General features: G+C 61.4%; 20 protein-coding genes and 1 pseudogene. 11 read left to right on the top strand and 10 right to left on the bottom strand.

Going from position 1 to position 21723, the window contains the following annotated elements; translation table 11 throughout:
- Positions 1-93 precede the first annotated feature (93 nt).
- Positions 94-882: an alpha/beta hydrolase gene (locus tag HU218_RS08280; protein WP_174874496.1), complete on the top strand. Its 789-nt coding sequence runs from the start codon at positions 94-96 to the stop codon at positions 880-882.
- A gap of 3 nt (positions 883-885) precedes the next feature.
- Here HU218_RS08280 and HU218_RS08275 read toward each other — a convergent pair whose 3' ends face one another.
- The 5 genes from HU218_RS08275 to HU218_RS08255 form a co-directional block, all read right to left on the bottom strand.
- Entirely contained in the window at positions 886-2172 is a 1287-nt protein-coding gene (locus HU218_RS08275) for an MgtC/SapB family protein (protein WP_174874462.1), read from the bottom strand.
- 76 nt (positions 2173-2248) lie between these two features.
- A complete protein-coding gene (gene dxs / locus HU218_RS08270) occupies positions 2249-4105 on the bottom strand; it encodes a 1-deoxy-D-xylulose-5-phosphate synthase (RefSeq protein ID WP_174874461.1) in 1857 nt (618 codons plus the stop codon).
- A 20-nt stretch (positions 4106-4125) separates the two neighbouring features.
- A complete protein-coding gene (locus HU218_RS08265; RefSeq protein ID WP_174874460.1) occupies positions 4126-5022 on the bottom strand; it encodes a polyprenyl synthetase family protein in 897 nt (298 codons plus the stop codon).
- Entirely contained in the window at positions 5012-5245 is a 234-nt protein-coding gene (locus HU218_RS08260; protein ID WP_174874459.1) for an exodeoxyribonuclease VII small subunit, read from the bottom strand. Before HU218_RS08260 ends, HU218_RS08265 begins: the two co-directional genes overlap by 11 nt.
- Positions 5246-5397: 152 nt before the next feature.
- Positions 5398-6369: a TerC family protein gene (locus HU218_RS08255; RefSeq protein ID WP_174874458.1), complete on the bottom strand. Its 972-nt coding sequence runs from the start codon at positions 6367-6369 to the stop codon at positions 5398-5400.
- A gap of 147 nt (positions 6370-6516) precedes the next feature.
- On the opposite strand from HU218_RS08255, the gene HU218_RS08250 reads away from it, so the two are divergent.
- On the top strand, positions 6517-7347 hold the full coding sequence (locus HU218_RS08250) for an SDR family NAD(P)-dependent oxidoreductase (RefSeq protein ID WP_174874457.1): 831 nt from the start codon (positions 6517-6519) through the stop codon (positions 7345-7347).
- Between the two features lie 61 nt (positions 7348-7408).
- On the opposite strand, the gene HU218_RS08245 is transcribed toward HU218_RS08250, so the two are convergent.
- Positions 7409-8626 (bottom strand): response regulator, encoded by a 1218-nt coding sequence (locus tag HU218_RS08245; RefSeq protein WP_174874456.1) that lies wholly within the window; start codon positions 8624-8626, stop codon positions 7409-7411.
- A gap of 195 nt (positions 8627-8821) precedes the next feature.
- On the opposite strand from HU218_RS08245, the gene HU218_RS08240 reads away from it, so the two are divergent.
- A complete protein-coding gene (locus HU218_RS08240) occupies positions 8822-11644 on the top strand; it encodes a valine--tRNA ligase (RefSeq protein WP_174874455.1) in 2823 nt (940 codons plus the stop codon).
- Between the two features lie 48 nt (positions 11645-11692).
- Positions 11693-12541 (top strand): putative phage abortive infection protein, encoded by an 849-nt coding sequence (locus tag HU218_RS08235; RefSeq protein ID WP_174874454.1) that lies wholly within the window; start codon positions 11693-11695, stop codon positions 12539-12541.
- 460 nt (positions 12542-13001) lie between these two features.
- Here the strand turns inward: HU218_RS08235 and HU218_RS08230 are convergent, their stop codons facing one another.
- The 3 genes from HU218_RS08230 to HU218_RS08225 all read right to left on the bottom strand — a co-directional run bounded on the left by HU218_RS08230 (position 13002) and on the right by HU218_RS08225 (position 13864).
- Positions 13002-13229: a hypothetical protein gene (locus HU218_RS08230; RefSeq protein ID WP_174874453.1), complete on the bottom strand. Its 228-nt coding sequence runs from the start codon at positions 13227-13229 to the stop codon at positions 13002-13004.
- A gap of 139 nt (positions 13230-13368) precedes the next feature.
- A complete protein-coding gene (locus HU218_RS17030; RefSeq protein WP_281357137.1) occupies positions 13369-13497 on the bottom strand; it encodes a hypothetical protein in 129 nt (42 codons plus the stop codon).
- 157 nt (positions 13498-13654) lie between these two features.
- Entirely contained in the window at positions 13655-13864 is a 210-nt protein-coding gene (locus tag HU218_RS08225; RefSeq protein WP_174874452.1) for a glycine zipper 2TM domain-containing protein, read from the bottom strand.
- Positions 13865-14148: 284 nt separating this feature from the next.
- Here HU218_RS08225 and HU218_RS17185 point away from each other — a divergent pair.
- From HU218_RS17185 to HU218_RS08205, 4 genes and pseudogenes are all read left to right on the top strand, one after another.
- Positions 14149-14631 (top strand): annotated as a pseudogene (locus HU218_RS17185) (dienelactone hydrolase family protein); the annotation flags it as partial.
- A complete protein-coding gene (locus tag HU218_RS08215; protein ID WP_174874451.1) occupies positions 14630-15547 on the top strand; it encodes an ABC transporter ATP-binding protein in 918 nt (305 codons plus the stop codon). The pseudogene HU218_RS17185 and the gene HU218_RS08215, both read left to right, overlap by 2 nt.
- A 4-nt stretch (positions 15548-15551) precedes the next feature.
- Positions 15552-16139: an SIS domain-containing protein gene (locus tag HU218_RS08210; protein ID WP_174874450.1), complete on the top strand. Its 588-nt coding sequence runs from the start codon at positions 15552-15554 to the stop codon at positions 16137-16139.
- A gap of 349 nt (positions 16140-16488) precedes the next feature.
- Positions 16489-18186, top strand: coding sequence for a methyl-accepting chemotaxis protein (locus tag HU218_RS08205; RefSeq protein WP_174874449.1), 1698 nt, complete (start codon positions 16489-16491; stop codon positions 18184-18186).
- A gap of 39 nt (positions 18187-18225) precedes the next feature.
- Here the strand turns inward: HU218_RS08205 and HU218_RS08200 are convergent, their stop codons facing one another.
- The gene (locus HU218_RS08200) at positions 18226-18708 is read right to left on the bottom strand and encodes a YbaK/EbsC family protein (protein WP_174874448.1); all 483 of its coding nucleotides are present in this window, start codon (positions 18706-18708) and stop codon (positions 18226-18228) included.
- Positions 18709-18979: 271 nt separating this feature from the next.
- On the opposite strand from HU218_RS08200, the gene HU218_RS08195 reads away from it, so the two are divergent.
- From HU218_RS08195 to HU218_RS08185, 3 genes are all read left to right on the top strand, one after another.
- A complete protein-coding gene (locus HU218_RS08195) occupies positions 18980-19288 on the top strand; it encodes a high-potential iron-sulfur protein (RefSeq protein WP_174874447.1) in 309 nt (102 codons plus the stop codon).
- 67 nt (positions 19289-19355) lie between these two features.
- The gene (gene tatA / locus HU218_RS08190) at positions 19356-19529 is read left to right on the top strand and encodes a twin-arginine translocase TatA/TatE family subunit (protein ID WP_174874446.1); all 174 of its coding nucleotides are present in this window, start codon (positions 19356-19358) and stop codon (positions 19527-19529) included.
- 128 nt (positions 19530-19657) lie between these two features.
- Complete coding sequence (locus tag HU218_RS08185; RefSeq protein WP_174874445.1) at positions 19658-21673, top strand: methyl-accepting chemotaxis protein; 2016 nt, start codon at positions 19658-19660, stop codon at positions 21671-21673.
- Positions 21674-21723 lie beyond the last annotated feature (50 nt).

The raw sequence follows: 21723 nt of genomic DNA, 5'->3' as shown, positions 1-21723 counted from the left end.
GCGGCAGCTTAGCAGTGCCGGCGCGGTGCGTCATGTCGAGCGGGCTGAACCAAGCGTTTGCTTGGGGTATGATGTGGCGCCAGGAGGATAATGATGTCGCAACCCTTGCATTTTGCCCACGCCAACAGTTTTCCGGCTTCGATTTACCGCAAGCTGCACCAGCGGCTGGCGACGCATGGCTATGAGGTCGGCTTTCTGGACACCATCGGCCATGATCGGGCTTACCCGGTCACCGACTGTTGGCCGCAGCTGGTGGACGAGACGCTGGCGTACATGGCTGCCCACTATCGCGAGCCGGTGCTGGCAGTCGGGCATTCGCTGGGCGGCATGGTGCTATTGCAGGCGGCAATCCGCGAGCCGCAGCGCTTTACCCGCCTGATCGTGCTGGATTCGCCGCTGCTGGGCCCGCGCACCAGTTTCATGATCTGGCTGGCCAAGCGGCTGGGCTTTATCCAGCGCATCACGCCCGGCGGCACCGGCACCCTGCGCCGGCGTGACAACTGGGCCAGTATCGGCTCGGTGTATGACTACTTTGCCCGCAAGCCGGCATTTGCGCGCTGGGACGAGGATTGCCTGCGCGATTATGCCGAGCATGGCACGGTGGACAACGGGCAGGGCGGGCGGCGGCTGAAATTCCGCCCGCAGGTGGAGCACGACATCTACGGCACGCTGCCGCACAACAGCTGGTTTCTGCGTGGCCGGCTACAGGTGCCGCTGAGCTATGTGGTGGCTGCCGAGCATAGCGCGGTAACCGCGCGCGATCTGGCCTTCATGCGGCGCCACTTTGCGGCCAACATCCATCGCCAGCACGGCAGCCATCTGTTTCCGCTGGAACATCCGCTGGATACCGCCGACCTGATCGCGCGGCTGTCGACGGAGTAAACACTACAGGGTGGCGAACCACAGCCCGCCCAGCATGCCGAGCATCGCGACAATAAACGTTGGCAGGCAGCGCAATGCCAGTGCGCGCCCGCCGATGCTGAAAATCAGCCCCATCTTGAACACGGTGTTGGCCAGCACCGCAATCACTACCGTAATCAGCAACGGCTGCAGCGGCAGCAACTGCTTGCCGAACAGCTCCATTACCGTCAGCGAGATGGCATCCACATCGTTGATGCCGGAAACCAGTGCCACCATGTACAGGCCGCTGTCACCAAACAGGTCTTTCAGCCACGCAGAACACAGCATCACCACGGCAAACAGCGCGGCAAAGCCCAGTGCGATACGCAGTTGCGCCGGGTTTTTAAGCTCCAGCTCGGGAGCGCCGTCTCGTGCCTGGCCACGCCGGCCGCTGATGAAAATGGTCAGCAGCCCCAGCGCCATGCCCGGCAACATGACGAGCAGCATGCCGCCGGATGCTTGCGGTGCAATGGCAACTGTCAGTAGTTGCAGGCGCAGAAACAGCACCATATTGGCCAGCAGAATCACCCGCGTTGCCAGCTGCTGCGACCCCGGATTACTGGCGGCTTCGCGCGCGTACACCAGACTGGTGGCGGTGGTGGATACCAGTCCGCCCATGAAGCCCAGCAATGGCGCCCCCACTTTTTCCCCCAGCAGTTTCACGGCCAGGTAGCCCGCCAGACCGACACCGACGATCAGCACCACCAGCAGCCAGATGCGGTGCGGGTTGAAGGCGAGATAGGGGCCAAAGCCCTGGTTGGGTAGCAGCGGCAGGATGATGAAGGTCAGGGTGGCGAATTGCAGCAGCGAAAGCAGATCATGGCGATCCAGCTGCTGGGTGAGGCTGCTCAGCTCCGGCTTCAGATACAGCAACCCGGTGGTGATGATGCCCAGCGCCACGGCCAGTTCGATATTGCCCATGCCAACCATCAACCCGAGGGTGTAGGCCACCAGCAGGGCGATAACGGTGGTGGTGCGCGGCTCGTTGGGTTCGTCCGGGTCGCGGCTACCGTGGGGCAGAAAGCCGAGGCCGGCAACGGCCAGCAAGCCGGCCGCCGGCAACCATGCACTGCCGAGTGCCGGGAGCAGCATGGCCAGCAGCGTGCCCAGCAGGCAGACCAGCGGGAAGGTGCGGATGCCGGCCAGCACGTGGTGCTTGCGCTCGCGCTCGACGCCGATCAGCAGGCCGATGCCCAGGCTGGAGAGCAGTGCCGGCAGGTTCTGATACGGGGTGCCGCTCAGTTGCAGCCAGGCGGATAGGTCCCATTGCATATTGTTGTTCTCCGCGGGTGGATGGCAAAACGGCCAGCAGCTCGGGGCTGCTGGCCGCTCATTACCGGTTGGCGGTTTATCTGCCTGCCAGTCGTGCGCCGATGCTGCGGCCGATGCCGTCCGCGTCCAGGCCGCATGCTGCTAGCAGCAGGGCCGGGTCGCCATGTTCAACATAATCGTCCGGCAGGCCCAATTGCAACACCTCGATGGCGATGCCGGCTGCGACCAACGTTTCCAGACAGGCACTGCCGGCGCCGCCCATGATCACGTTTTCTTCCACTGTCACCAACAGGTCGTGGCTTGCCGCCAGCTGTTTGACCAGCTCGGCATCCAGTGGCTTGATGAAGCGCATGTCGGCCACGGTGGCGTCGAATTGCTCGGCGGCGGCCAGTGCCGGGGTCACCATGCTGCCGAAGGCCAGAATGGCCACCTTGCCGCTGCCCTGGCGGCGGATGCGGCCCTTGCCGATCGGCATGGCGGACATCTCTTGCGCTACCGTCGCGCCGGGGCCGGTGCCGCGCGGGTAGCGCACGGCAGTCGGGGTGTCCAGCGTGAAGGCGGTGTACAGCATCTGGCGGCATTCGTTTTCGTCCGACGGCGCCATCACCGTCATGTTCGGGATGCAGCGCAGGAAGGACAGATCGAAGGCGCCGGCGTGGGTGGGACCATCGGCACCCACCAGACCGGCGCGGTCGATGGCGAACACCACCGGCAGGTTCTGGATCGCCACATCGTGGATCAGCTGGTCGTAACCGCGCTGCAGGAAGGTGGAGTAGATCGCCACCACCGGCTTCATGCCGTCACAGGCCATGCCGGCGGCGAAGGTCACTGCGTGCTGCTCGGCGATCGCCACGTCAAAGTAGCGGTCCGGGTGCTCTTTCTCGAAGCGCACCATGCCGGAGCCTTCGCGCATGGCCGGGGTGATGCCAACCAGCCGCGTATCCTGCTTGGCCATGTCGCACAGCCAGTCGCCGAAGATCTGCGTGTACTGCGGTTTGCTGCTGCCGCTCTTGCCGGCAGCCAGACCGTTGACCGGGTCGAATTTGGTCACGCCGTGGTATTTCACCGGATCGTTCTCGGCTAGCTTGTAGCCCTGACCCTTCTTGGTGACGATGTGCAGGAACTGCGGGCCGGACAGGCTGCGGATGTTTTTCAGCGTATCCACCAGCACGTCGACATCGTGGCCGTCGATCGGGCCGATGTAATTGAAGCCGAATTCCTCGAACAGCGTGCCGGGGGTAAAGAAGCCCTTCACGTGCTCTTCCATCTTGCTGGCGATCTCGCGCAGCGGCGGGGCGATGCCCAGCACCTTGTTGCTGCCCTGTTTCATCGCCGCGTAGAAGCGGCCGGACATCAACTTGGCCAGATAGTTGTTGAGCGCGCCGACATTGGGCGAGATCGACATATCGTTGTCGTTGAGGATCACCAGCAGGTCGGTGTCCATCGCGCCGGCGTTGTTCAGGGCCTCGAACGCCTGGCCGGCGGTCATCGCGCCATCACCGATGATGGCGACGCACTTGCGGTCCAGCCCCTGCGCCTTGGCTGCGACCGCCATGCCCAGTGCCGCACCGATGGAGGTGGATGAGTGGCCGACGCCAAAAGTGTCGTACTCCGATTCGCCACGCTTGGGGAAGCCAGCGAGGCCGCCCAGCTGGCGCATGGTCGGCATCTGCTCCTTGCGGCCGGTCAGGATCTTGTGCGGATAAGTCTGGTGGCCAACGTCCCATACCAGACGGTCGTCCGGGGTGTTGAACACATAATGCAGTGCAATGGTCAGCTCGATGCTGCCCAGGTTGGAGGCAAAGTGGCCGCCGGTCTTGCTGACCGATTCCACCAGGAACTGGCGCAGCTCCTGTGCCAGTTGCGGCAGCTCCTGGCGACCGAGTTTTCTCAGGTCGGCCGGGCTCTGTATGGTGTCGAGCAATGTTGTCATATTGATCTTGTTGTGGTGTATCAGAACGAGCGGGCGACGATGTAGTCGGCCAGCTGTTTCAGGCGTGCCGCCTTGTCACCGAACGGTGCCAGTGACGCCAGTGCGTCGTCGTACAGGTCGCGGGCGTAGGACTTGGCTTCGCCCAGTCCCATCAGGCTGACATAGGTGGGCTTGTCGTTGGCCGCATCCTTGCCGGCGGTCTTGCCCAGCGTGGCGGTGTCGGCTTCCACGTCCAGCACATCGTCCACTACCTGGAACGCCAGGCCCATGCGCTTGGCAAAGTGGTCCAGCGCTTCGGTCTGCGCCGCATCCAGCGGTTGGCCGCACAGCGCGCCCAGCAGTACCGCGGCACGGATCAGTGCGCCGGTTTTCATCAGGTGCATGAATTCCAGCTCCGGCTGCGACAGCGGCTTGCCGACACTGGCGAGGTCTATGGCCTGGCCACCGGCCATGCCGGCGTGGCCGGAAGCCTGCGCCAGCAGCTTGACCATCGCCAGCTGCTGCGAGGCGGCGACGCCGGGCAGCGGGCTGGCGACCAGTTCGAACGCCAGCGTTTGCAGCGCATCGCCCACCAGCAGCGCGGTGGCTTCGTCGAACTGTACGTGGCAGGTCGGCTTGCCGCGGCGCAGTACGTCGTCGTCCATGCACGGCATGTCGTCATGAACCAGCGAGTAGGCGTGGATCATTTCCACGGCACAGGCCACGCGCGCCACGTTGGCCGCATCGGCATCCACCAGCTCGGCGGCAGCAAACGCCAGCAGCGGGCGCACGCGCTTGCCGCCTTGCAGCGTGCTGTAGCGCATGGCTTCGTGCAGGATGTGCGGTGCGCGGCTGGCGTCCGGCAGCAGCGATTCCAGCGCGGTTTCCACCGCTTGCTGGGTGGCGGTCATCCAGCCGGTAAAAGTGTCATTGGCCATCGGCGAGATCCAGCGGCTTGAGTTCGTCGTTCTCCAGCACGCGCAGTTGTTGTTCGGCATCCGCCAGTTTGCTTTGGCAGAACTTGATCAGCTCCATGCCTTGCTTGTACGAGGTAAGGGCGTTATCCAGCGGCATGTCGCCGCTTTCCATCGCCCGGATGATGTCTTCCAGCTGTGCCAGCGCGCTTTCGAAGCTGGCTTGCGCTTTGGTCGGTTTGGCCATTGCGGGGCTTTCCGTAAGTGAATGGCAAGTCGGCCGCCATTGTAGGCGTTTTTGCTCCGCGTAACAAAGCTGCCATATCGCGCTGCAACAGATGGAAAAACCCCGCTGGCAGGCTGTCTGCAGCGGGGTGGGGGCCGGAATATGGCAGTGGCTTAGGCGTGTTTTTTCGGGAACAGCAGCGATGCGACGATAGAGCCGCCGATCACCGCGAAAACCACCCCCAGCGACAGCAGTACCGGCACGTGCAGTACCTGCAGCAGCAACAGCTTCAGGCCGATGAAGGTCAGCACGATGGCCAGGCCGTAGCGCAGCAGGTGGAAACGATCCGCCACATCTGCCAGCAGGAAGAACATTGCGCGCAGTCCGAGAATGGCGAAGATATTGGAGGTCAGCACGATGAACGGGTCCATGGTCACCGCGAAAATGGCCGGAATGCTGTCCACGGCAAACACCACGTCCGACAGCTCCACCATCACCAGCACCAGCAGCATCGGCGTGGCGTAGCGCAGGCCATCCTTCACCACAAAGAAGGCCTCGCCGTGGAAGTCGTTGCTCATGCGGATGTGGCGGCGCAGGAACTTGAGCAGCGCATTATCGGTAAGGTCTTGCTGTTCTTCTTTCTCCGGCAGCATCATTTTCAGACCGGTAAACAGCAGGAAGGCACCAAACACATACAGGATCCAGCTGAATTGCTGCACCAGCGCCGCGCCCAGAAACACCATCAGGGTACGCAGCACGATGGCGCCAAATACGCCGTACAGCAGTACGCGGCGCTGGTATTCCACCGGCACCTTGAAGAAGCCGAAGATCATCAGGAACACGAAGATGTTGTCTACCGCCAGCGATTTTTCGATCACGTAACCGGTAAAGAACTCCAGTGTTTTTTGCTTGGCGATGGCCGCGCCATAGGCCGGGTCGCTGGCCAGCGTCCACCACAGCCAGCCGCCGAAGGCGCAGGCAAGGCTGACCCAGATTACCGACCAGCCGGCGGCTTCCTTGACCGATACCTTGTGTGCGCCGCTTTGCTTCAGCGCCAGCATGTCGATCACCACCATGATCAGAACGGCAACAAAAAATACCGTGTAGAAGAAAGGCGATCCAATCGAGGGGAGGGCCTGTTCCATTATCGGGAATGCTCCTTGTGCGTAGAAAATGAAGTGTGTTTTGTTATGATCGGCCGGCGCAGCTTGGCGCGACCGATTTTTGCCGTACATACGGTTACATATCTTAAGACTACTGTGACGGGGCCTGCTTCGTCTGGTTCACCATTCATGCAAAAAAATATTCTGATTACCGGCTGTTCCAGTGGTATTGGCCTGGATGTCGCCCGTGGTCTGCAGGCCGATGGCTGGCGGGTGTTTGCTACCGCGCGGCAAGTGGACGATGTGGCAAGGTTGGCCGCAGCCGGTTTTGCCGATGCGCTGCAGCTGGATGTGGATGACAGTGACAGCATCCGCGCCGCGGTGGCGGAAGTGCTGCGCCGCACCGGCGGCCAGCTGGAAGCGCTGTTCAATAACGCCGGTTTCGGCCAGCCGGGTGCGGTGGAGGATGTGCCGCGCCAGGCGATGCGCGAGCAATTCGAAACCAATCTGTTTGGCGCCTGGGAGCTGACCAACACCGTGTTGCCGGTGATGCGCCAGCAGGGCGAGGGACGCATCCTGTTCAACAGCTCGGTGCTGGGCTTTGCGGCGATGAAATACCGTGGCGCCTATAACGCCAGCAAATATGCGATGGAGGGCTTGTGCGATACCTTGCGGCTGGAGCTGGCCGGCAGCGGCATCCATGTCAGCCTGATCGAGCCGGGGCCGATCGAAAGCCGCTTCCGTCCCAATGCCTTGCAGAAGTTTTTGCGCAATATCGATACCGAAGCCAGCGCGCACCGCGAGTCATACCAGCGGCAGCTGCTGCGGCTGAAAAAAGAGGGTCACGCGGCACCGTTTACCCTGCCGGGCACGGCAGTGCTGGCGCAGGTACAAAAGGCGTTGGCCGCACGCCGGCCGGCGGCACGCTACCGGGTAACCTTCCCCACCCATCTGTTCTGGCACCTGAAGTGGCTGTTGCCCACCCGGCTGCTGGACTGGGTGCTGGCGCGCGCGGCGTGATGCCGCATTGAAAGCACAAGGCCGCCCATCGGGCGGCCTTGTGCTTTTGGCTGGGGCAGGGTCAGCTGCTGCACACGCGATTACGCCCCAATCCCTTGGCTCGATAAAGGCGGTCGTCCGCCAGTTTCAACAGGGCGCTAATGTCGTGCTGCCCGGCGGCTACGCCTATGCTAAGCGTGAATTGTAGATCGCCCTGTGTCGTCGGGTAGATCATCTGGGCGACCTGTTCACGAAATGTTTCCAATGCTGGCAGCATGGATTGTTCGTGCTCGGCTTCCAGTAGAATGACAAACTCCTCGCCGCCAAAGCGCGCAATCAGTTGTCCAGGAAAGTGGGCGCGCAGCAGGTCCGCCAGTAGTTTCAGTGCCAAGTCTCCGGTGTCATGGCCATAGCGGTCGTTGATGGACTTGAAATGATCGATGTCTATCATGGCCACGCCAAATGGTTGCGTCTGTTTCATCGCGTTTTCGAAGAAATAACGCCGATTGGGCAGGGCGGTCAGCGGATCCTCGTTGGCTGCACGTGACAATGCGCACAGGTTTTCCACGAATTCGATGTTGCGTGTCACGCGGCAAGTGAATTCTTCATGATTGAATGGCTTGTTGAGGTAATCATCTGCGCCGGACTTGATGAAACGGGCTGTCATGGTGGGGTCTTGGCTGCCCGAAATGCCGATGATGGCCAGCTCTTCTTGACTACGGAAGCGGCGAATTTCGTTCACCATCACCACGCCGCTCTTGCCTGGCATGTCGTGGTCGGACAACACCAACCGAATGCTGGGATCGTCACGCAGCATACGAAGTGCGGTGTCGGCATCGCCTGCTTCGAGTACCTCGTAGCGGTGGCGGCGCAGTAATTGGCGCAAATAGCCGCGGGCAGTTGCCGAATCGTCTACCACCAGCACACGGATGCCGGGGTTGGCCTTGATGCGCCGTACCATCTTGATGGTGTAATCGAATGCGGCTGGGGAGTCCTTTGGTACGTAGTCCACCACGGGCTGCAGCAGGACTTTTTCCCGGGTTTCCATGTCGCTGCGGGCGGTAAGCACGATGGTGGGGATCTGCTGATTCAGTACCAGCGACAGCGCTTCGCCGTCTGGCGCATCAGGCAAGCAGTAATCGAGTACACAGGCAAGGAAGTCGTTGCCTTGCTGCAGGATGTGCTTTACCTCCTGCATGCTGACCGCGCACTCCACCTCGAAACCGTCATTTTCGAGAATGCGTTGCATGGTGCGCAGTACGGCGGTGCTGTCTTCTACCAGCAAGATCTTGTTGCTCATTCTTATCCAGATCCCTGTTGTGCTTGCGCCGGCGAAAAAATAGTTGGTATTAGTGCCATATATACATGGCTTTGCTGGCAGTTGTCGTTGCCATTTGGTTTTGTTCAGGCACTTCTTGGCACCCGGCGGGACGCCGTGCGACAGATCGGTTTATAATTTGCGCCATTTTTTGCCTCAACTGACCGAATTCACACCATGACCCAGGAACTTGCCAAAAGCTATGAGCCGGGCGACATCGAACGTCGCTGGTACGATCAATGGGAACAGTCCGGCTATTTCCAGCCGCATATGGACAGCACCCAGCCCGCCTTCTGCATCCAGCTGCCGCCGCCCAATGTCACCGGCACCCTGCACATGGGTCATGCCTTCAACCAGACCATCATGGATGGTCTGACCCGCTACTTCCGCATGAAGGGCCATAACACCGCCTGGATTCCGGGTACCGACCACGCCGGTATCGCCACCCAGATCGTGGTGGAGCGCCAGCTGGCCGAGCAGGGCATCAACCGTCACGACCTAGGCCGCGAAGCGTTTACCGCCAAGATCTGGGAATGGAAAGAAAAATCCGGCGGCACCATCACCAGCCAGATGCGCCGCGTCGGCTGCTCGGTGGACTGGAGCCGTGAATACTTCACCATGGACGACGCCCGCGCCGAGGTGGTCACCGAAGTCTTCGTGCGCCTGTTCGAACAGGGCCTGATCTACCGTGGCAAGCGCCTGTCCAACTGGGACGCCAAGCTCGGCACCGCCATCTCCGATCTGGAAGTGGTGTCCGAGGAAGAAGATGGCCACATGTGGCACATCAAGTACCCGGTAGTGGGCAGCGACGAGTTTGTTACCGTCGCCACCACCCGTCCGGAAACCCTGCTCGGCGACGTGGCCGTGGCCATCAACCCGACGGACGAGCGCTACCAGCCCCTGCTGGGCAAGCTGCTGGAGCTGCCGCTGACCGGCCGCCAGATTCCGGTGATCGCCGACGACTACGTCGATGCCGCCTTCGGTACCGGCTTCGTCAAGATCACCCCGGCACACGACTTCAACGACTACCAGGTCGGCAAGCGCCACGACACCCAGCTGATCAACGTGATGTCGCTGGAAGCGCGCATCCTGGCCAAGGCGCAGGTGTTCAGCTTTGACGGCACCGCCCAGGGCAGCATCGACCTGCCGGGCGCCTACGCCGGCCTGACCACCGCCGAGGCACGCAAGGCCATGCTGGCCGATCTGGAAGCCCAGGGTCTGCTGCTGGAAGCCAAACCGCACAAGCTGATGGTGCCGCGCGGCGACCGTACCGGCACCGTGATCGAGCCGCTGCTCACCGACCAGTGGTTCGTGGCCATGAGCAAGGTCGGCGAGGGCGATGCCACCGGTCAGTCCATCGCCGAAAAAGCCATCGACGCCGTCGCCAGCGGCGAAGTGCGCTTCATTCCGGAAAACTGGGTCAACACCTACAACCAGTGGATGAACAACATCCAGGACTGGTGCATCAGCCGCCAGCTGTGGTGGGGCCACCAGATCCCGGCCTGGTACGACGAAGACGGCAACATCTACGTTGGCCGCAGCGAGGAAGAAGTACGCGCCAAGGCGCCGGGCAAGACCCTGCGCCGCGAACAGGACGTGCTGGACACCTGGTTCAGCTCCGCACTGGTGCCGTTCTCCACCCTGGGCTGGCCGCAAGACACCCCGGAGCTCAACGCCTTCGTTACCAGCAACGTGCTGGTGACCGGTTACGAAATCATCTTCTTCTGGGTTGCCCGGATGATCATGATGACCAAGCACTTCACCGGCAAGGTGCCGTTCCGCGACGTGTACATCCACGGCATGGTGCGCGACCACGAAGGCAAGAAGATGTCCAAGTCCGAGGGCAACGTGATCGACCCGGTGGACCTGATCGACGGCATCGCGCTGCAACCGCTGATCGAAAAACGCACCACCGGCCTGCGCCGCCCGGAAAAGGCACCGCAGATTGCCAAGGCTACCGAGAAGCTGTTCCCGGACGGCATCCCGGCCTATGGTACCGACGCGCTGCGCTTCACCATGGCCAGCTACGCGACGCTGGGCCGCTCCGTCAACTTCGATTTCAAGCGCGCCGAAGGCTACCGCAACTTCTGCAACAAGCTGTGGAACGCCACCCGCTTCGTGATGATGAACGTGGAAGGCAAGGACTGCGGCCAGGACGAAACCCTGCCGCTGGAATACAGCTTCGTCGACAAGTGGATCATCGGCCGCCTGCAACAGGCCGAGCTGGATGTCACCAACGCGCTGGAAACCTACCGTTTCGACCTCGCCGCCCAGGTGATCTACGAATTCATCTGGAACGAGTACTGCGACTGGTACGTCGAGCTGGCCAAGGTGCAGCTGCAGAACGGCAACGAAGCGCAGCAACGCGCCACCCGCCGCACCATCGTGCGCGTGCTGGAAGTGGCACTGCGTCTGACTCACCCGCTGATGCCGTTCATCACCGAAGAACTGTGGCAGACCGTGGCGCCGCTGGCCAACGCCAAGCACACCGACTCCATCATGGTTGCCGCCTGGCCGGTCGCCGTGCCGGAGAAGATCGACGCTGCGGCCAACGCCCGCATGGATGCGTTCAAGGATCTGGTCAACGCCGTGCGCAACCTGCGCGGTGAAATGGGTATCGGCCCGGCAGTGAAGGCCCCGCTGTTCATCGAAACCAGCGACGCCAGCCTGGCTGACTTTGTGCCGTACCTGAAGCTGCTGGCCCGTATCAGCGAAGGCAGCATCGTCGCCGCACTGCCGGCCGACGACGCGCCGGTGGCCATCTCCGGCGACGCCCGCCTGATGCTGAAAGTGGAAGTGGACAAGGCCGCCGAAACCGCGCGCCTCACCAAGGAGCAGGGTAAGGTGGAAGCGGAGCTTGCCAAGCTGACCGCCAAGCTGGAAAAGCCGGGCTATGTAGACAAGGCCCCGGCGCACCTGGTGGAGCGCGACAAGGCGCAGCTGGCCGAGCTGAATGACAAGCTGGACAAGATCAAGGTGCAGCTTGCCAAGCTGGCTTGATAGAGATGTAAGGCACGCTTTGGCGTGCCTTATTTTTTTGGAGGGAGTATGGGCTTCTTGAAGCGCGTGTTTTTTGGGTATTGGGTGATTTTTGCTTTTGCCTTTGTATTGTTGGTTTGGGTATGGTTTCTCGGTTATGGAGGTGACTGGATAGCATCTGTTTTATATAGGGCTCTTCCAGTTGAGAGCGGGAGTGTCGAGGCATCTGCAGCCATAGCAGTTAGGGGGCAGTCAGGCGATATGTTTGGCTCCTTCAATGCGTTTTTTGCTGCCTTGTCAACATTGCTTATTGTCTTGACACTGTATTTTCAGCGAAGTAAAGATGAAAAATCAAAATTTGAGGCGCATTTCTTTCAATTGCTTTCTGTTCATAGAGATATTGTTTCTTCGACGCACTATTTTAAAGATAAAAAGGTAACGGTGGCTGGAAAGCCCGCTTTTTATCATATCTATCGTCATTTCAGATCTCTATATGAAAAAATTCTAGGTGATCATGCTGATGGTGGTGCGAAAAAAATAAATGATACTCGTGGGATTTGTGTGGAATCTGCAACTTTACTGACTAAAAAATTCTCTAGTGAATTGCAGCATTATTTTAGAAACATGTATTATGTTGTTGATTTTGTAGATAAATCAACAAGTTTGAGTGGTGTGGATAAGCGATTCTATACTAGCCTTTTTCGTGCACAACTCTCCTCTTATGAGTTGGTTTTACTTTTTTATAACGGTTTGACTGGGGTTGGAGCGGAGAAGTTTAAGCCATTGATTGAGAAATATAGCTTATTGAGAAATATTGATGAAGATCTGCTCATGGATTTGAATCACAAAAATTATTACGATGAATCTGCGTTTTGGGGTGAGGGTAAAGCAAAGGCAGCAGGTTTGTTAGGGTCTTGAGCTCGTAGGTTGGGTTGAATGAAATGAAACCCAACAGTTACCGCGCAATCACCAAGGTTGGCCGCATGCCCAGATGGCATTGCGGCCAACCTTGTTTTGTTTGTAGTGCCGCTACGCGGTTTGTTTAAGTGCCGCTTTCCGCGCGGCGGCGGGATACTTTCTTTTGCCTCGCCAAAAGAAAGTACCCAAAGAAAGGCGACCCGACGGCTGCTCACAACCCTGTGCCAAACGATACGCCCCGGGCGCCGCTGATTCACCGCGCGCTAACGTCGCGCGGCTCAGGCAGCGTCTTAACACCCGGGGCGCACCGTTTCGCCCGGCTCGCGCCAACGGGTGTGGGCTAAGTCGGTTCGGCGGCGCATGGTTTGGTTGCGGTGCTTGGGGAGAAAAAGGTTGGCCGCAAGCCTGTGTGGACTTGCGGCCAACCTTTTTGCCTTCTCGGGTCTGTGTGTGCGCTAGTTCAAACCAGCTGCCGGGCATGCCATTGCTGCAGGTCGGCGGGGATGCCTAGATCCTGCGGGTTGCCGAATGGTGGCCAGCTGGTGTCGCCGGCGGCCAGGGCTTTGGCGGCGGCTTCCGGGCTGGGGTAGGCGCCCAGCGCCTCGCCCTCGTGCATGATGTGGTAGCTGCCATCCAGCGGCACGATCTCGAACGGACCGTAGCGGGTGTCGTAAGTCCAGCATTTCATGGTGTGTCCCTCCTTACCCTTGATGGTAGTCGCTGCGGCGCTGCTTGCTGGCGGTGGTGTGCCGGCTGGCCGCATCGCTTTGCGGCTGGGCAAACAAAAATGCGGCCAACGTTGGCCGCATTGTTCATGCTGCTGGCGTTTAGTGTGGAACGATGATGGGCGGCATTTCTGCGGCATGTTTCTTCATGTGCTTGGCGGCCCGTTTTTCCTTGGCCGTGTGCATGGCCGGCTTCTTGGCTTCCTTGGTGCTATGTCTGGACTTGCTCATGGCGATGCTCCTTGACGCAGCCGCGGCGTCGCGTCGCAGCTTACCGCCAGTATAGATGCTGCATGGCGGCTGGCACGGCTTTCTCCATGCCTGTTGCCGGCAAGCAAAAACCGCCGCCACGCATAGGTGGGCGGCGGTTTGCGGGCGGCGGCGGGGGTTATTTCACGCCGCCATTGCCGATGATGCCGCCGATGGCGGCGCCGCCAATGGTACCGGCGGTGCTGCCATTGGTCAGTACCGAGCCGGCAACGCCGCCAACCGCGGCGCCGATGGCGGCATTCTGCTGGCGCTGGGTCATGCCGGCGCAGCCGGACAGGCTGGCAATGGCCGCCAGTACGAGGGTAGTGCGCGTCAGGAAGGGTGTCATGATGTGTCCCCTGTGAGTTGCTGGTGTCAGGCAGGCAGCGAGCAATTCGCTACTCCGGTAAGACCGATGGTCTGTCCGGCGAGTTCCGGTGCCGGCTTGCCGGGCGCGCCGCCGCCGTACTGCCTTGCTGATACCGGCAACGCGGGGGTGGCGGCGCGCAACAGGCAATTGTCATTGCGTTTTGCCGTCACGGTTTCCTATAAAACGGTGCGGCCGCTGCCGCTTGCATTGCGCATCCGCCCGGCCGGATGCGGCCAACGTGTCTGTCTGCATAGGAGCTGCCTATGAAGCCGAAATGTCCGCCGCCTGAGTTGTCGCAGGAGGTCATCAATCTGTACGACTGCTATACCCACCAGCCGCTGTCACGGCGCGAGTTCATCGGCCGGCTGACGCGCTTGCTGGGGAGTGCGGCGGCGGCCTATGCGGTGCTGCCGCTGCTGGAAAACAATTACGCGCAGGCCGGCGAGACGGCGCCCGACGACAGCCGGCTCAAGGCGGAGGATGTCAGCTTCGGCAACCGCGAAGGTGTGCCGCTATCCGGCTATCTGGTGCGGCCGCTGGCAGCCGGTAAATCGATGCCGGGGGTCGTGTTGGTGCACGAGAACCGCGGCCTGAATCCGCATATCCGCGATGTGGCCCGGCGGCTGGCACTGGCGGGTTACTGGGTACTGGCGCCGGATTATCTGTCGCCACTGGGCGGTACACCGGCGGACGAGGACAAGGCGCGCGAGATGTTTAGCAGTCTGAGCGCGGCGATGGCCGCCGATGTCTCCCGCGAGGCCATGTATTTCCTGCAGCGGCTGGGTAACGGCAAGGTGGGGGCCCGGCTCTTATACACAACTGAAGCCGGCGACGATATGCAGGCGGGTAAGCCTGCATGGCGGCGACCTGCTGGCACTGCCGCCGGAGCGGCGACAGCTGGCGATGATGTTCCAGGATCACGCGCTGTTTCCGCATCTGGATGCCGCGGCCAACGTGGCGTTCGGCTTGATCGAGCGCGGCACCCCGCGCCGCACCGCACGGCAGCAGGCCGAGGCGATGCTGGCGGCGGTAGGTCTGGCCGGGCGCGGAAGTGCCGCCTGCCACACCCTGTCCGGCGGCGAGCGGCAGCGGGTGGCGCTGGCGCGGGCGCTGGTGTGCCGGCCGCAGTTGCTGCTGCTGGACGAGCCGTTCTCCAGCCTGGATACCGATCTCAAGCAGCAGCTGCTGGCCGATGTGGCGCGGCATCTGGCCGGCTTGCAGGTGCCGGCGCTGCTGGTGACGCACGATCGGCACGAAGCTTTCACCCTGGCGCAGCGGGTCGCCATCCTGCAGCATGGCCGCATCGTGCAGCAGGGCACGCCGGCGGACATTCTGGCGCGGCCGGCCAGCAGCTGGGTGGCACGTTTTGTCGGCTTCCGTAATGTGTTCGAGCATTACGCCATCCCGCCGCAGGCATTCATGCTCGGGGCCGGGCAACCGCTGCGGCCGGTGATGGCGACGGCGCCGCAGGCCGATGGCTGGCAGGTGACGGTGGCTGGCGACGATGCGCCGTGGCAGCTGCTGCTGGGCGCGCGCGAGCTGGGCGCGGCTCCGCCACCGCAGACCGGCGGTCAGCTGGCGGTCGGCTTGCGGCAGGATCTGCTGCTGCGCTGGCCGCGCGAGGCGGGTACAATGCCCGCCCATCAAGACCAACAAGGCTGACATCATGAAACCGCATATCGTTGCCACCCTGACCGAAGCACGCAGCGCGCTGGATGCGCTGCTGTCCAACCCGCAAGCGCTGGCTGCCATCGACGCCGCCGGCGATGCGCTGGTGACGGCGTATCAGCAGGGCAAGCGGGTGTTCAGCTGCGGTAATGGCGGGTCGATGTGCGATGCCATGCATTTTGCCGAGGAGCTGTCCGGTCGCTACCGCAACGACCGCCGCGCGTTGCCGGCGGCCAGTATCAGCGACCCGAGCCATATCAGCTGCGTCGGTAACGACTATGGCTACGAGGCGATCTTCTCGCGTTACCTGGAAGCGCATGCCGGCGCCGGTGATGTGCTGCTGGCGATCAGCACCAGCGGCAGCAGCAAGAACGTGCTGGCGGCGGTGAAGGCCGCCAAGGAAATGGGCATGGTGGTGGTGGCGCTGACCGGCCGTCCCGGCTCGGTGATCGGCCAGCTGGCGGACATCGACGTGTGCACCCCGGGTGGCCAGTATGCCGACCGGGTGCAGGAGTTGCACATCAAGGTGATCCACATCCTGATCGAGTCGGTCGAGCGCGCGCTGTTCCCGCAGAACTATGCCTGATTGCGGTTGGCCGCTCGTATGGAAACCCGCCGTGTGCGGGTTTTTTGTTTATATCGCCAATGCTTACGGAATAAATATTGCATCGGTCACCGAGCTGCGGCCAACCTGCTGGCGACGTTGGCCGCCATTTTATGCCGTGGAAATGGCTTGCCACTGGCGGTATAGACAATTTGCTGCCACCAGCGGGCTGAGAAATGGTGGCACATGCTTTTGGCCGGAATAAACCGGGTCTAGGTGCAATTACTTAGGGTGCAGACATGTCTTTGACATGTCATGTTATGGCGTTTAACTAGAAGTGGCATGCATTGCAGTTTCCGTTATCCCATCCCACCGCAACGGAGCAAGCTCCATGACCCACTCACTTACCATCGGCCAGCGCCTTGGCCTGTTGTTGTCACTATTGCTATTGATTGCCGCCGTACTGGGCGGCTACGGCATGTATGTACAGCAGCGCATCCTCGCCGACTATTCCAGTACCTATAACGATCGCGTGGTGCCCCTGCAGCAGCTCAAGCAAGTGGCGGACGGCTACGCGGTGAGCATTGTCGATGCCGCGCACAAGCTGCGCGCCGGTGCCATCAGCCGCGACAGTTTCCTGCAAAGCCTTGGCGCGGCCCGCGGCAGCATAGACCAGCAATGGCAGGCTTATCGCAGTACTTTGCTGACCGATGAAGAACAGAAACTGGTCACCGAGACCGAGCAGGCGATGCAACTGGCCAATGCCGCAGTTGGCCAGTTGCAGCAGCTAGCGCAGGCGGACGATCAAGCCGGCTTGCAGCAATTTAATGACCGCAAGTTGTACCCGGCCATCGACCCGGTATCCGGCCGCATTGCCGCCCTGATCGCACTGCAGCTGCGGGTGGCGGCGGAACAATATGCAACCGCCGAGGCGGCGGCGCAGCACAGTGCGCAGCTTTCGGTGCTGCTGATGACGCTGGGGTTGCTGTTGGGCGGCGGCATGGGCTGGTACATCATCCGCAACCTGCTGCGGCAGCTGGGCGGCGAGCCGGCGGACGTGGTGCTGCTGGCACGGCGTATCGCCGCAGGTGATCTGGGGCAGCCGCTGCCGGTGCGCCAGGGGGATGACTGCAGCGTGGTGGCGTCGATGGCGGCGATGCAGCACGCACTGTGCCGGCTGGTGCAGAATCTGGAACAGGTCATTGCCCGTTTGTCGGTCAATGCCAGCGAGTTGGCCGCATCCTCGGAGCAGGTGGCGGTATCGGCCGAAGAGCAGAATCGCTCGGCAGCCGCGATGTCCGCCTCGGTGGAGCAGCTGTCGGTCAGTATTGCCTCGGTCAGCGACAATACCCGTGACGTGGCGCGCGATGCCGATAGCGCCGGCAAGCTGGCTGGCGAGGGCGAACAGATCATTGCCGGTACTTTGCAGACCATCCAGCAGGTAAGCCAGCTGGTGCGCGATTCGCAGCAACAGGCCAATCTGCTGGGCAGCAAGTCGCAGCAGATTTCCGGCGTGGTGGAAGTGATCCGCGACGTAGCGGAACAGACCAATCTGCTGGCACTGAATGCCGCCATCGAGGCGGCACGGGCCGGCGAGGCAGGGCGCGGCTTTGCCGTGGTCGCGGACGAGGTGCGCAAGTTGTCGGAACGTACCGCGCAGTCCACCAGCCAGATCAGCGGCATCATTGCCGAAATGCTGACCAGCAGTCAGCAGGTGGTCGGCGGTATTCATCAAACCGTGGCGCAGATGGAAACCGGGCTGGTGCAAACGCAGCAGGCGCAGGCGGCAGTGGCGGGTATCAGCGGCAACGTTGGCCGCATCGATCAGGCCATCCAGTCGGTGTCGGTGGCACTGGCGCAGCAGCAGGCGGCAGGAGCCAGCATTGCCGGCAATGTGGAGCAGGTGGCGCAGATGACCGAGGAAACCAGTGCCGCGGCCACGCAGACTGCGGTATCGGCCGGCCAGCTGGAGCAGATGGCGCACGAGCTGAAGGCAGCCATCGCCTTCTTTACGCTGCCGTCACCAACCGGGCATTCGGCAGCAGCACCCCAGCCGCTTGGCCGGCTGGCAAGAGCGCCGATTGCCTAGACATTGGTGCGGAGGGAAGGGCTGTGATCGGCCCGTTTTTCACACGCTGGCGAGTGTTGCGGCTTCTTGGCAGACATCCACCCACTCGCCGGCTACCACTTCAGCCAGCAGGGTAGGGCTGATGCGCACGGCGGTGTGTACATCCCCCGCTGCCGGCAGTACTTCGTCGTAAATCTGCAGCGAACTGTCGACAAAGACCGGCAGCGCTTGCGCCAGACCAAACGGGCAGACCCCGCCAACCGGATGGCCGGTCAGCTGGTGGACTTCTTCCGCCGGCAGCATGCGGCCCTTGCCGAAGGCATCCTTGAACTTGCGGTTGTCGATGCGGGCATCGCCGCGTGCCACCAGCAGTACCACACGGCCGTCGGCAAGGCGGAAAGCCAGGGTTTTGGCGATACGGCCCGGTTCCACGCCGTGAGCTTCGGCCGCCAGCGCCACGGTAGCGGTGCTGGTGTCCAGTTCGATGATGGGGATATCCAGTTGGCGTTCTGCAAAGAACGCTCGTACCGATTGCAAGCTCATGACGGCCTCGTGGGTGAAAATCAGCTTTCGATTATCGCCATGCCGGCGCGGGCTGCAAGCCCCTACGACTTTGGGTGTATGGTGCCGTGTGCTGCGATTCTGTAAAAAGCTTGAGATTGGCCAAAGGTTTTTTTGCGCTGCTGTGCAACATTGGCAGCCTCGCCCGCTGCCGTATGCCGGCTGCGATGGGTGATGTTCCGGCAGCAGCGCTGCCGGCTGTACCGTCTTTTTCAGCAATCACCGGCGTTGCCGGTACCTACAGGAGTCGAACATGCAATCTCGCCGCAGTTTTCTGATTAAAAGTGTAGGGGTGGTTTCTGCCCTGGCCGTTGCCCGTACCGCGCTGGCTGCACCGGCCAAGGTTGACGAGAAAGACCCGGCTGCTGCAGCGCTGGGCTATGTGGCCGATGCTGGCAAGATTGACAAGGCCAAGCACCCGAAATTTGTGGCCGGCCAGTCCTGTAGCAATTGCCAGTTCTTCCAGGGCAAGGCTGGCGATGCGTTTGGCGCCTGTCCGATGCTGGGCGGCAAGCTGGTATCCGCCAAGGGCTGGTGTAACGTTTACGCCAAGAAAGCCTGATTGGCAGGCTGATGCCACGGTTGGCCGCATGGCCTCCGTGGTTTTTTTGTGATGCAAGGAAACAGAAATGGGTGAATTCAGTCTGGCGCACTGGCTGATCGTGTTGCTGGTGGTTTTGCTGGTGTTTGGTGGCAGCAAGTTGCGTACCGCGGGCGAAGACCTGGGTGCGGCGGTGCGCGGTTTCAAGCGTGGCATGCGTGGCGAAGAGGTTGCCCGGCGCAACAACGAGCCGGAGGCGTGAAAAACCTGGCTGGTATCTACTGGCGGTTGCGGTATTGTTTAATGTTAATTGCAATGTGTAATTCGCAATTAACAACGGAAATGCGTTGTTTGTATCATTGAGTACAACAATGTCAACGGAACACGCCTATGTCTGCCCCCCTGAGTTCCTCTACTTCCCTGAAGCGCTTGTTGCTGACACTGGCAACGGCGGTATCGCTGATCATGCTGATCGGCATTGCCGTGGTCTGGTATGGCAATTACTCGCTTGATGTTTCGGCACGGGAGAAGGAACGTCTGCAGCAGGCCTCCGAGGCCTTCAAGAATGTCCGTTACCATGTAGTGCAGATTCAGCAGTTTCTTACCGATTCGGCAGCCGTCGGGGCGGCCGAATTCAACGAAGCCAGGGCCGAGCGCGATGCGGCCAAGACAGAGCTGACCCACCTGGCAGCCTTGGCGCCGGAATATCGCGATGCCGTGGCCGAAGCGGATAGCCTTGTCGGCAAGCTGTACGACACGGGCGAAAAGATGGTCCAGTTGTATGTGCAGCAGGGGAGGGAAGCTGGCAATGTCGTGATGAAGGAGCCGGGCGGTTTCGATGCCCAGACCGATGCGCTGGGCGACAAACTGGAAAAACTGGCGGCCCAGCTCGACCAGCAGACGGCAGCCGCCGGGCAGGATGAGCAATTACACCTGGGACTGATGTTCTGGGTCAGTACCGGCGGTGCCGCCGCCTCGCTGCTGCTGTTGCTGGCCAGTGGTGCCTATCTTTATCGCAAACTCATTGCCATGCTGGGTAATGAACCTGCCTATGCCGTACAGGTGACTCGCCATGTGGCCGAAGGCCGGCTGGATACCCGTATCGACAACCGCTCCGGCGTGGCAGGAAGTCTGCTGGGCAGCATGCAGGGCATGGTCAGTGCGCTGGCGAGCCATATGCGTGGCATCGATGTCGAGTCGCGGCAAATCGCCCAGTCTTCTTACCAGATTTCCCAGATTTCGCAGCGCATCACCGGTACTGCACGCCAGCAGGAGGAGCGCTCGGTGGAAGTGCATAGCGCCACTGCCGAGCTGGCGGTGACCACCAGCTCGGTACTGGAGTTGTCACAGGCGGTGAGCGATCGTGCCGAGCAGGCCAAGCAACGCGCCGAGCAAGGCGTGACGGCGATACGCGACAATATCGAGGAAATGCAGCGTGCCGTCAGTGAAGTGCAGCAGGCGGAAAGACAGATGCAGGCACTGGGTGAGGCCAGCCGCCAGATCCAGGCCATTACCGACACCATCGCCGGCATTACCGAGCAGACCAATCTGCTGGCGCTGAACGCAGCCATCGAGGCGGCGCGCGCCGGCGAGGCAGGCCGTGGCTTCGCGGTCGTGGCTGACGAAGTCCGCAGTCTGGCGCAACGTGCCGGGCAGGCCACTGGCAATATCAATGGCATTATCAGCAACCTGGCGCGGTTGATTGCCGATAATGCGGCCGCGATGGAAGCCATCATCCAGCGCACCAGCCTGAGCATGGACAAGGCCGATGGTGCCAATCAGGTGTTTGGCCTGATCATGCAGGACATCGACAACAACTATGCGCTGGCCGGTGAGATTGCTACCGTCAGCCAGCAACAGATGAGCAAACTGCGCCATCTGGAAGCCTGTTTGCAGGAGCTGCTGCACACGCTGGAAATGAATACCACCGAGATCCGTACCACCAGCGTGGTGAGTGCCGATCTGTTCCAGGTCGCCGAACGGCTGCGGCAGATCATGCAGAACTTCCACTTCGAGGATGCGCCCAAGCCGCAGCCTGCGGCCAACGAGCTGCGTCGCGAGCCGCGGGTGGCGCACAACCTGCTGGTTACTGTGGATGATGGCCACTGCAGCCAGCTGGCAACCACCGCCGACTTCAGCATGAGTGGCATGCAGCTGCGTGTGCCGGCCCAATTGCAGGTACGGGAGGGCGAGCGTGTACATCTGCTGATCCGCATTCCGCATGAAGAGCGCGAGGTCTACGACGAACAGGAGCCATTGGCTGTCGCTGCCCGTATCCTGCGCAAGACCGACGGCAAGGATAGTTGCAATTACGGGCTGGAGTTCGTGGCGCTGGATGCCGGCAAGCGCGCCCAGCTGCAACGCTGCTTCGACTATTACAAGCAATCGCCGGAGTACGACTACTGATCACGCTGCGCTGTATTTCCAGCAGACCATGGCCCGCACTGCGGGCCATG

This window comes from Vogesella oryzae (assembly GCF_902829295.1).
GTDB classification, from domain to species: Bacteria; Pseudomonadota; Gammaproteobacteria; order Burkholderiales; family Chromobacteriaceae; genus Vogesella; species Vogesella oryzae.
The sequence above is the reverse complement of the archived record's forward strand: the minus strand, read 5'-3'. Positions and strand labels throughout refer to the sequence as shown.

Coding starts and splice junctions, on each gene's coding strand:
- HU218_RS08255 (WP_174874458.1), bottom strand. CDS start 6,369: ATGGAACAGGCCCTCCCCTCGATTGGATCGCCTTTCTTCTACACGGTA.
- HU218_RS08205 (WP_174874449.1), top strand. CDS start 16,489: ATGACCCACTCACTTACCATCGGCCAGCGCCTTGGCCTGTTGTTGTCA.
- HU218_RS08245 (WP_174874456.1), bottom strand. CDS start 8,626: ATGAGCAACAAGATCTTGCTGGTAGAAGACAGCACCGCCGTACTGCGC.
- dxs (WP_174874461.1), bottom strand. CDS start 4,105: ATGACAACATTGCTCGACACCATACAGAGCCCGGCCGACCTGAGAAAA.
- HU218_RS08225 (WP_174874452.1), bottom strand. CDS start 13,864: ATGACACCCTTCCTGACGCGCACTACCCTCGTACTGGCGGCCATTGCC.
- HU218_RS08215 (WP_174874451.1), top strand. CDS start 14,630: ATGTCTCCCGCGAGGCCATGTATTTCCTGCAGCGGCTGGGTAACGGCA.
- HU218_RS08230 (WP_174874453.1), bottom strand. CDS start 13,229: ATGAAATGCTGGACTTACGACACCCGCTACGGTCCGTTCGAGATCGTG.
- HU218_RS08235 (WP_174874454.1), top strand. CDS start 11,693: ATGGGCTTCTTGAAGCGCGTGTTTTTTGGGTATTGGGTGATTTTTGCT.
- HU218_RS08185 (WP_174874445.1), top strand. CDS start 19,658: ATGTCTGCCCCCCTGAGTTCCTCTACTTCCCTGAAGCGCTTGTTGCTG.
- HU218_RS17030 (WP_281357137.1), bottom strand. CDS start 13,497: ATGAGCAAGTCCAGACATAGCACCAAGGAAGCCAAGAAGCCGGCCATG.
- tatA (WP_174874446.1), top strand. CDS start 19,356: ATGGGTGAATTCAGTCTGGCGCACTGGCTGATCGTGTTGCTGGTGGTT.
- HU218_RS08210 (WP_174874450.1), top strand. CDS start 15,552: ATGAAACCGCATATCGTTGCCACCCTGACCGAAGCACGCAGCGCGCTG.
- HU218_RS08275 (WP_174874462.1), bottom strand. CDS start 2,172: ATGCAATGGGACCTATCCGCCTGGCTGCAACTGAGCGGCACCCCGTAT.
- HU218_RS08195 (WP_174874447.1), top strand. CDS start 18,980: ATGCAATCTCGCCGCAGTTTTCTGATTAAAAGTGTAGGGGTGGTTTCT.
- HU218_RS08240 (WP_174874455.1), top strand. CDS start 8,822: ATGACCCAGGAACTTGCCAAAAGCTATGAGCCGGGCGACATCGAACGT.
- HU218_RS08260 (WP_174874459.1), bottom strand. CDS start 5,245: ATGGCCAAACCGACCAAAGCGCAAGCCAGCTTCGAAAGCGCGCTGGCA.
- HU218_RS08265 (WP_174874460.1), bottom strand. CDS start 5,022: ATGGCCAATGACACTTTTACCGGCTGGATGACCGCCACCCAGCAAGCG.
- HU218_RS08250 (WP_174874457.1), top strand. CDS start 6,517: ATGCAAAAAAATATTCTGATTACCGGCTGTTCCAGTGGTATTGGCCTG.
- HU218_RS08280 (WP_174874496.1), top strand. CDS start 94: ATGTCGCAACCCTTGCATTTTGCCCACGCCAACAGTTTTCCGGCTTCG.
- HU218_RS08200 (WP_174874448.1), bottom strand. CDS start 18,708: ATGAGCTTGCAATCGGTACGAGCGTTCTTTGCAGAACGCCAACTGGAT.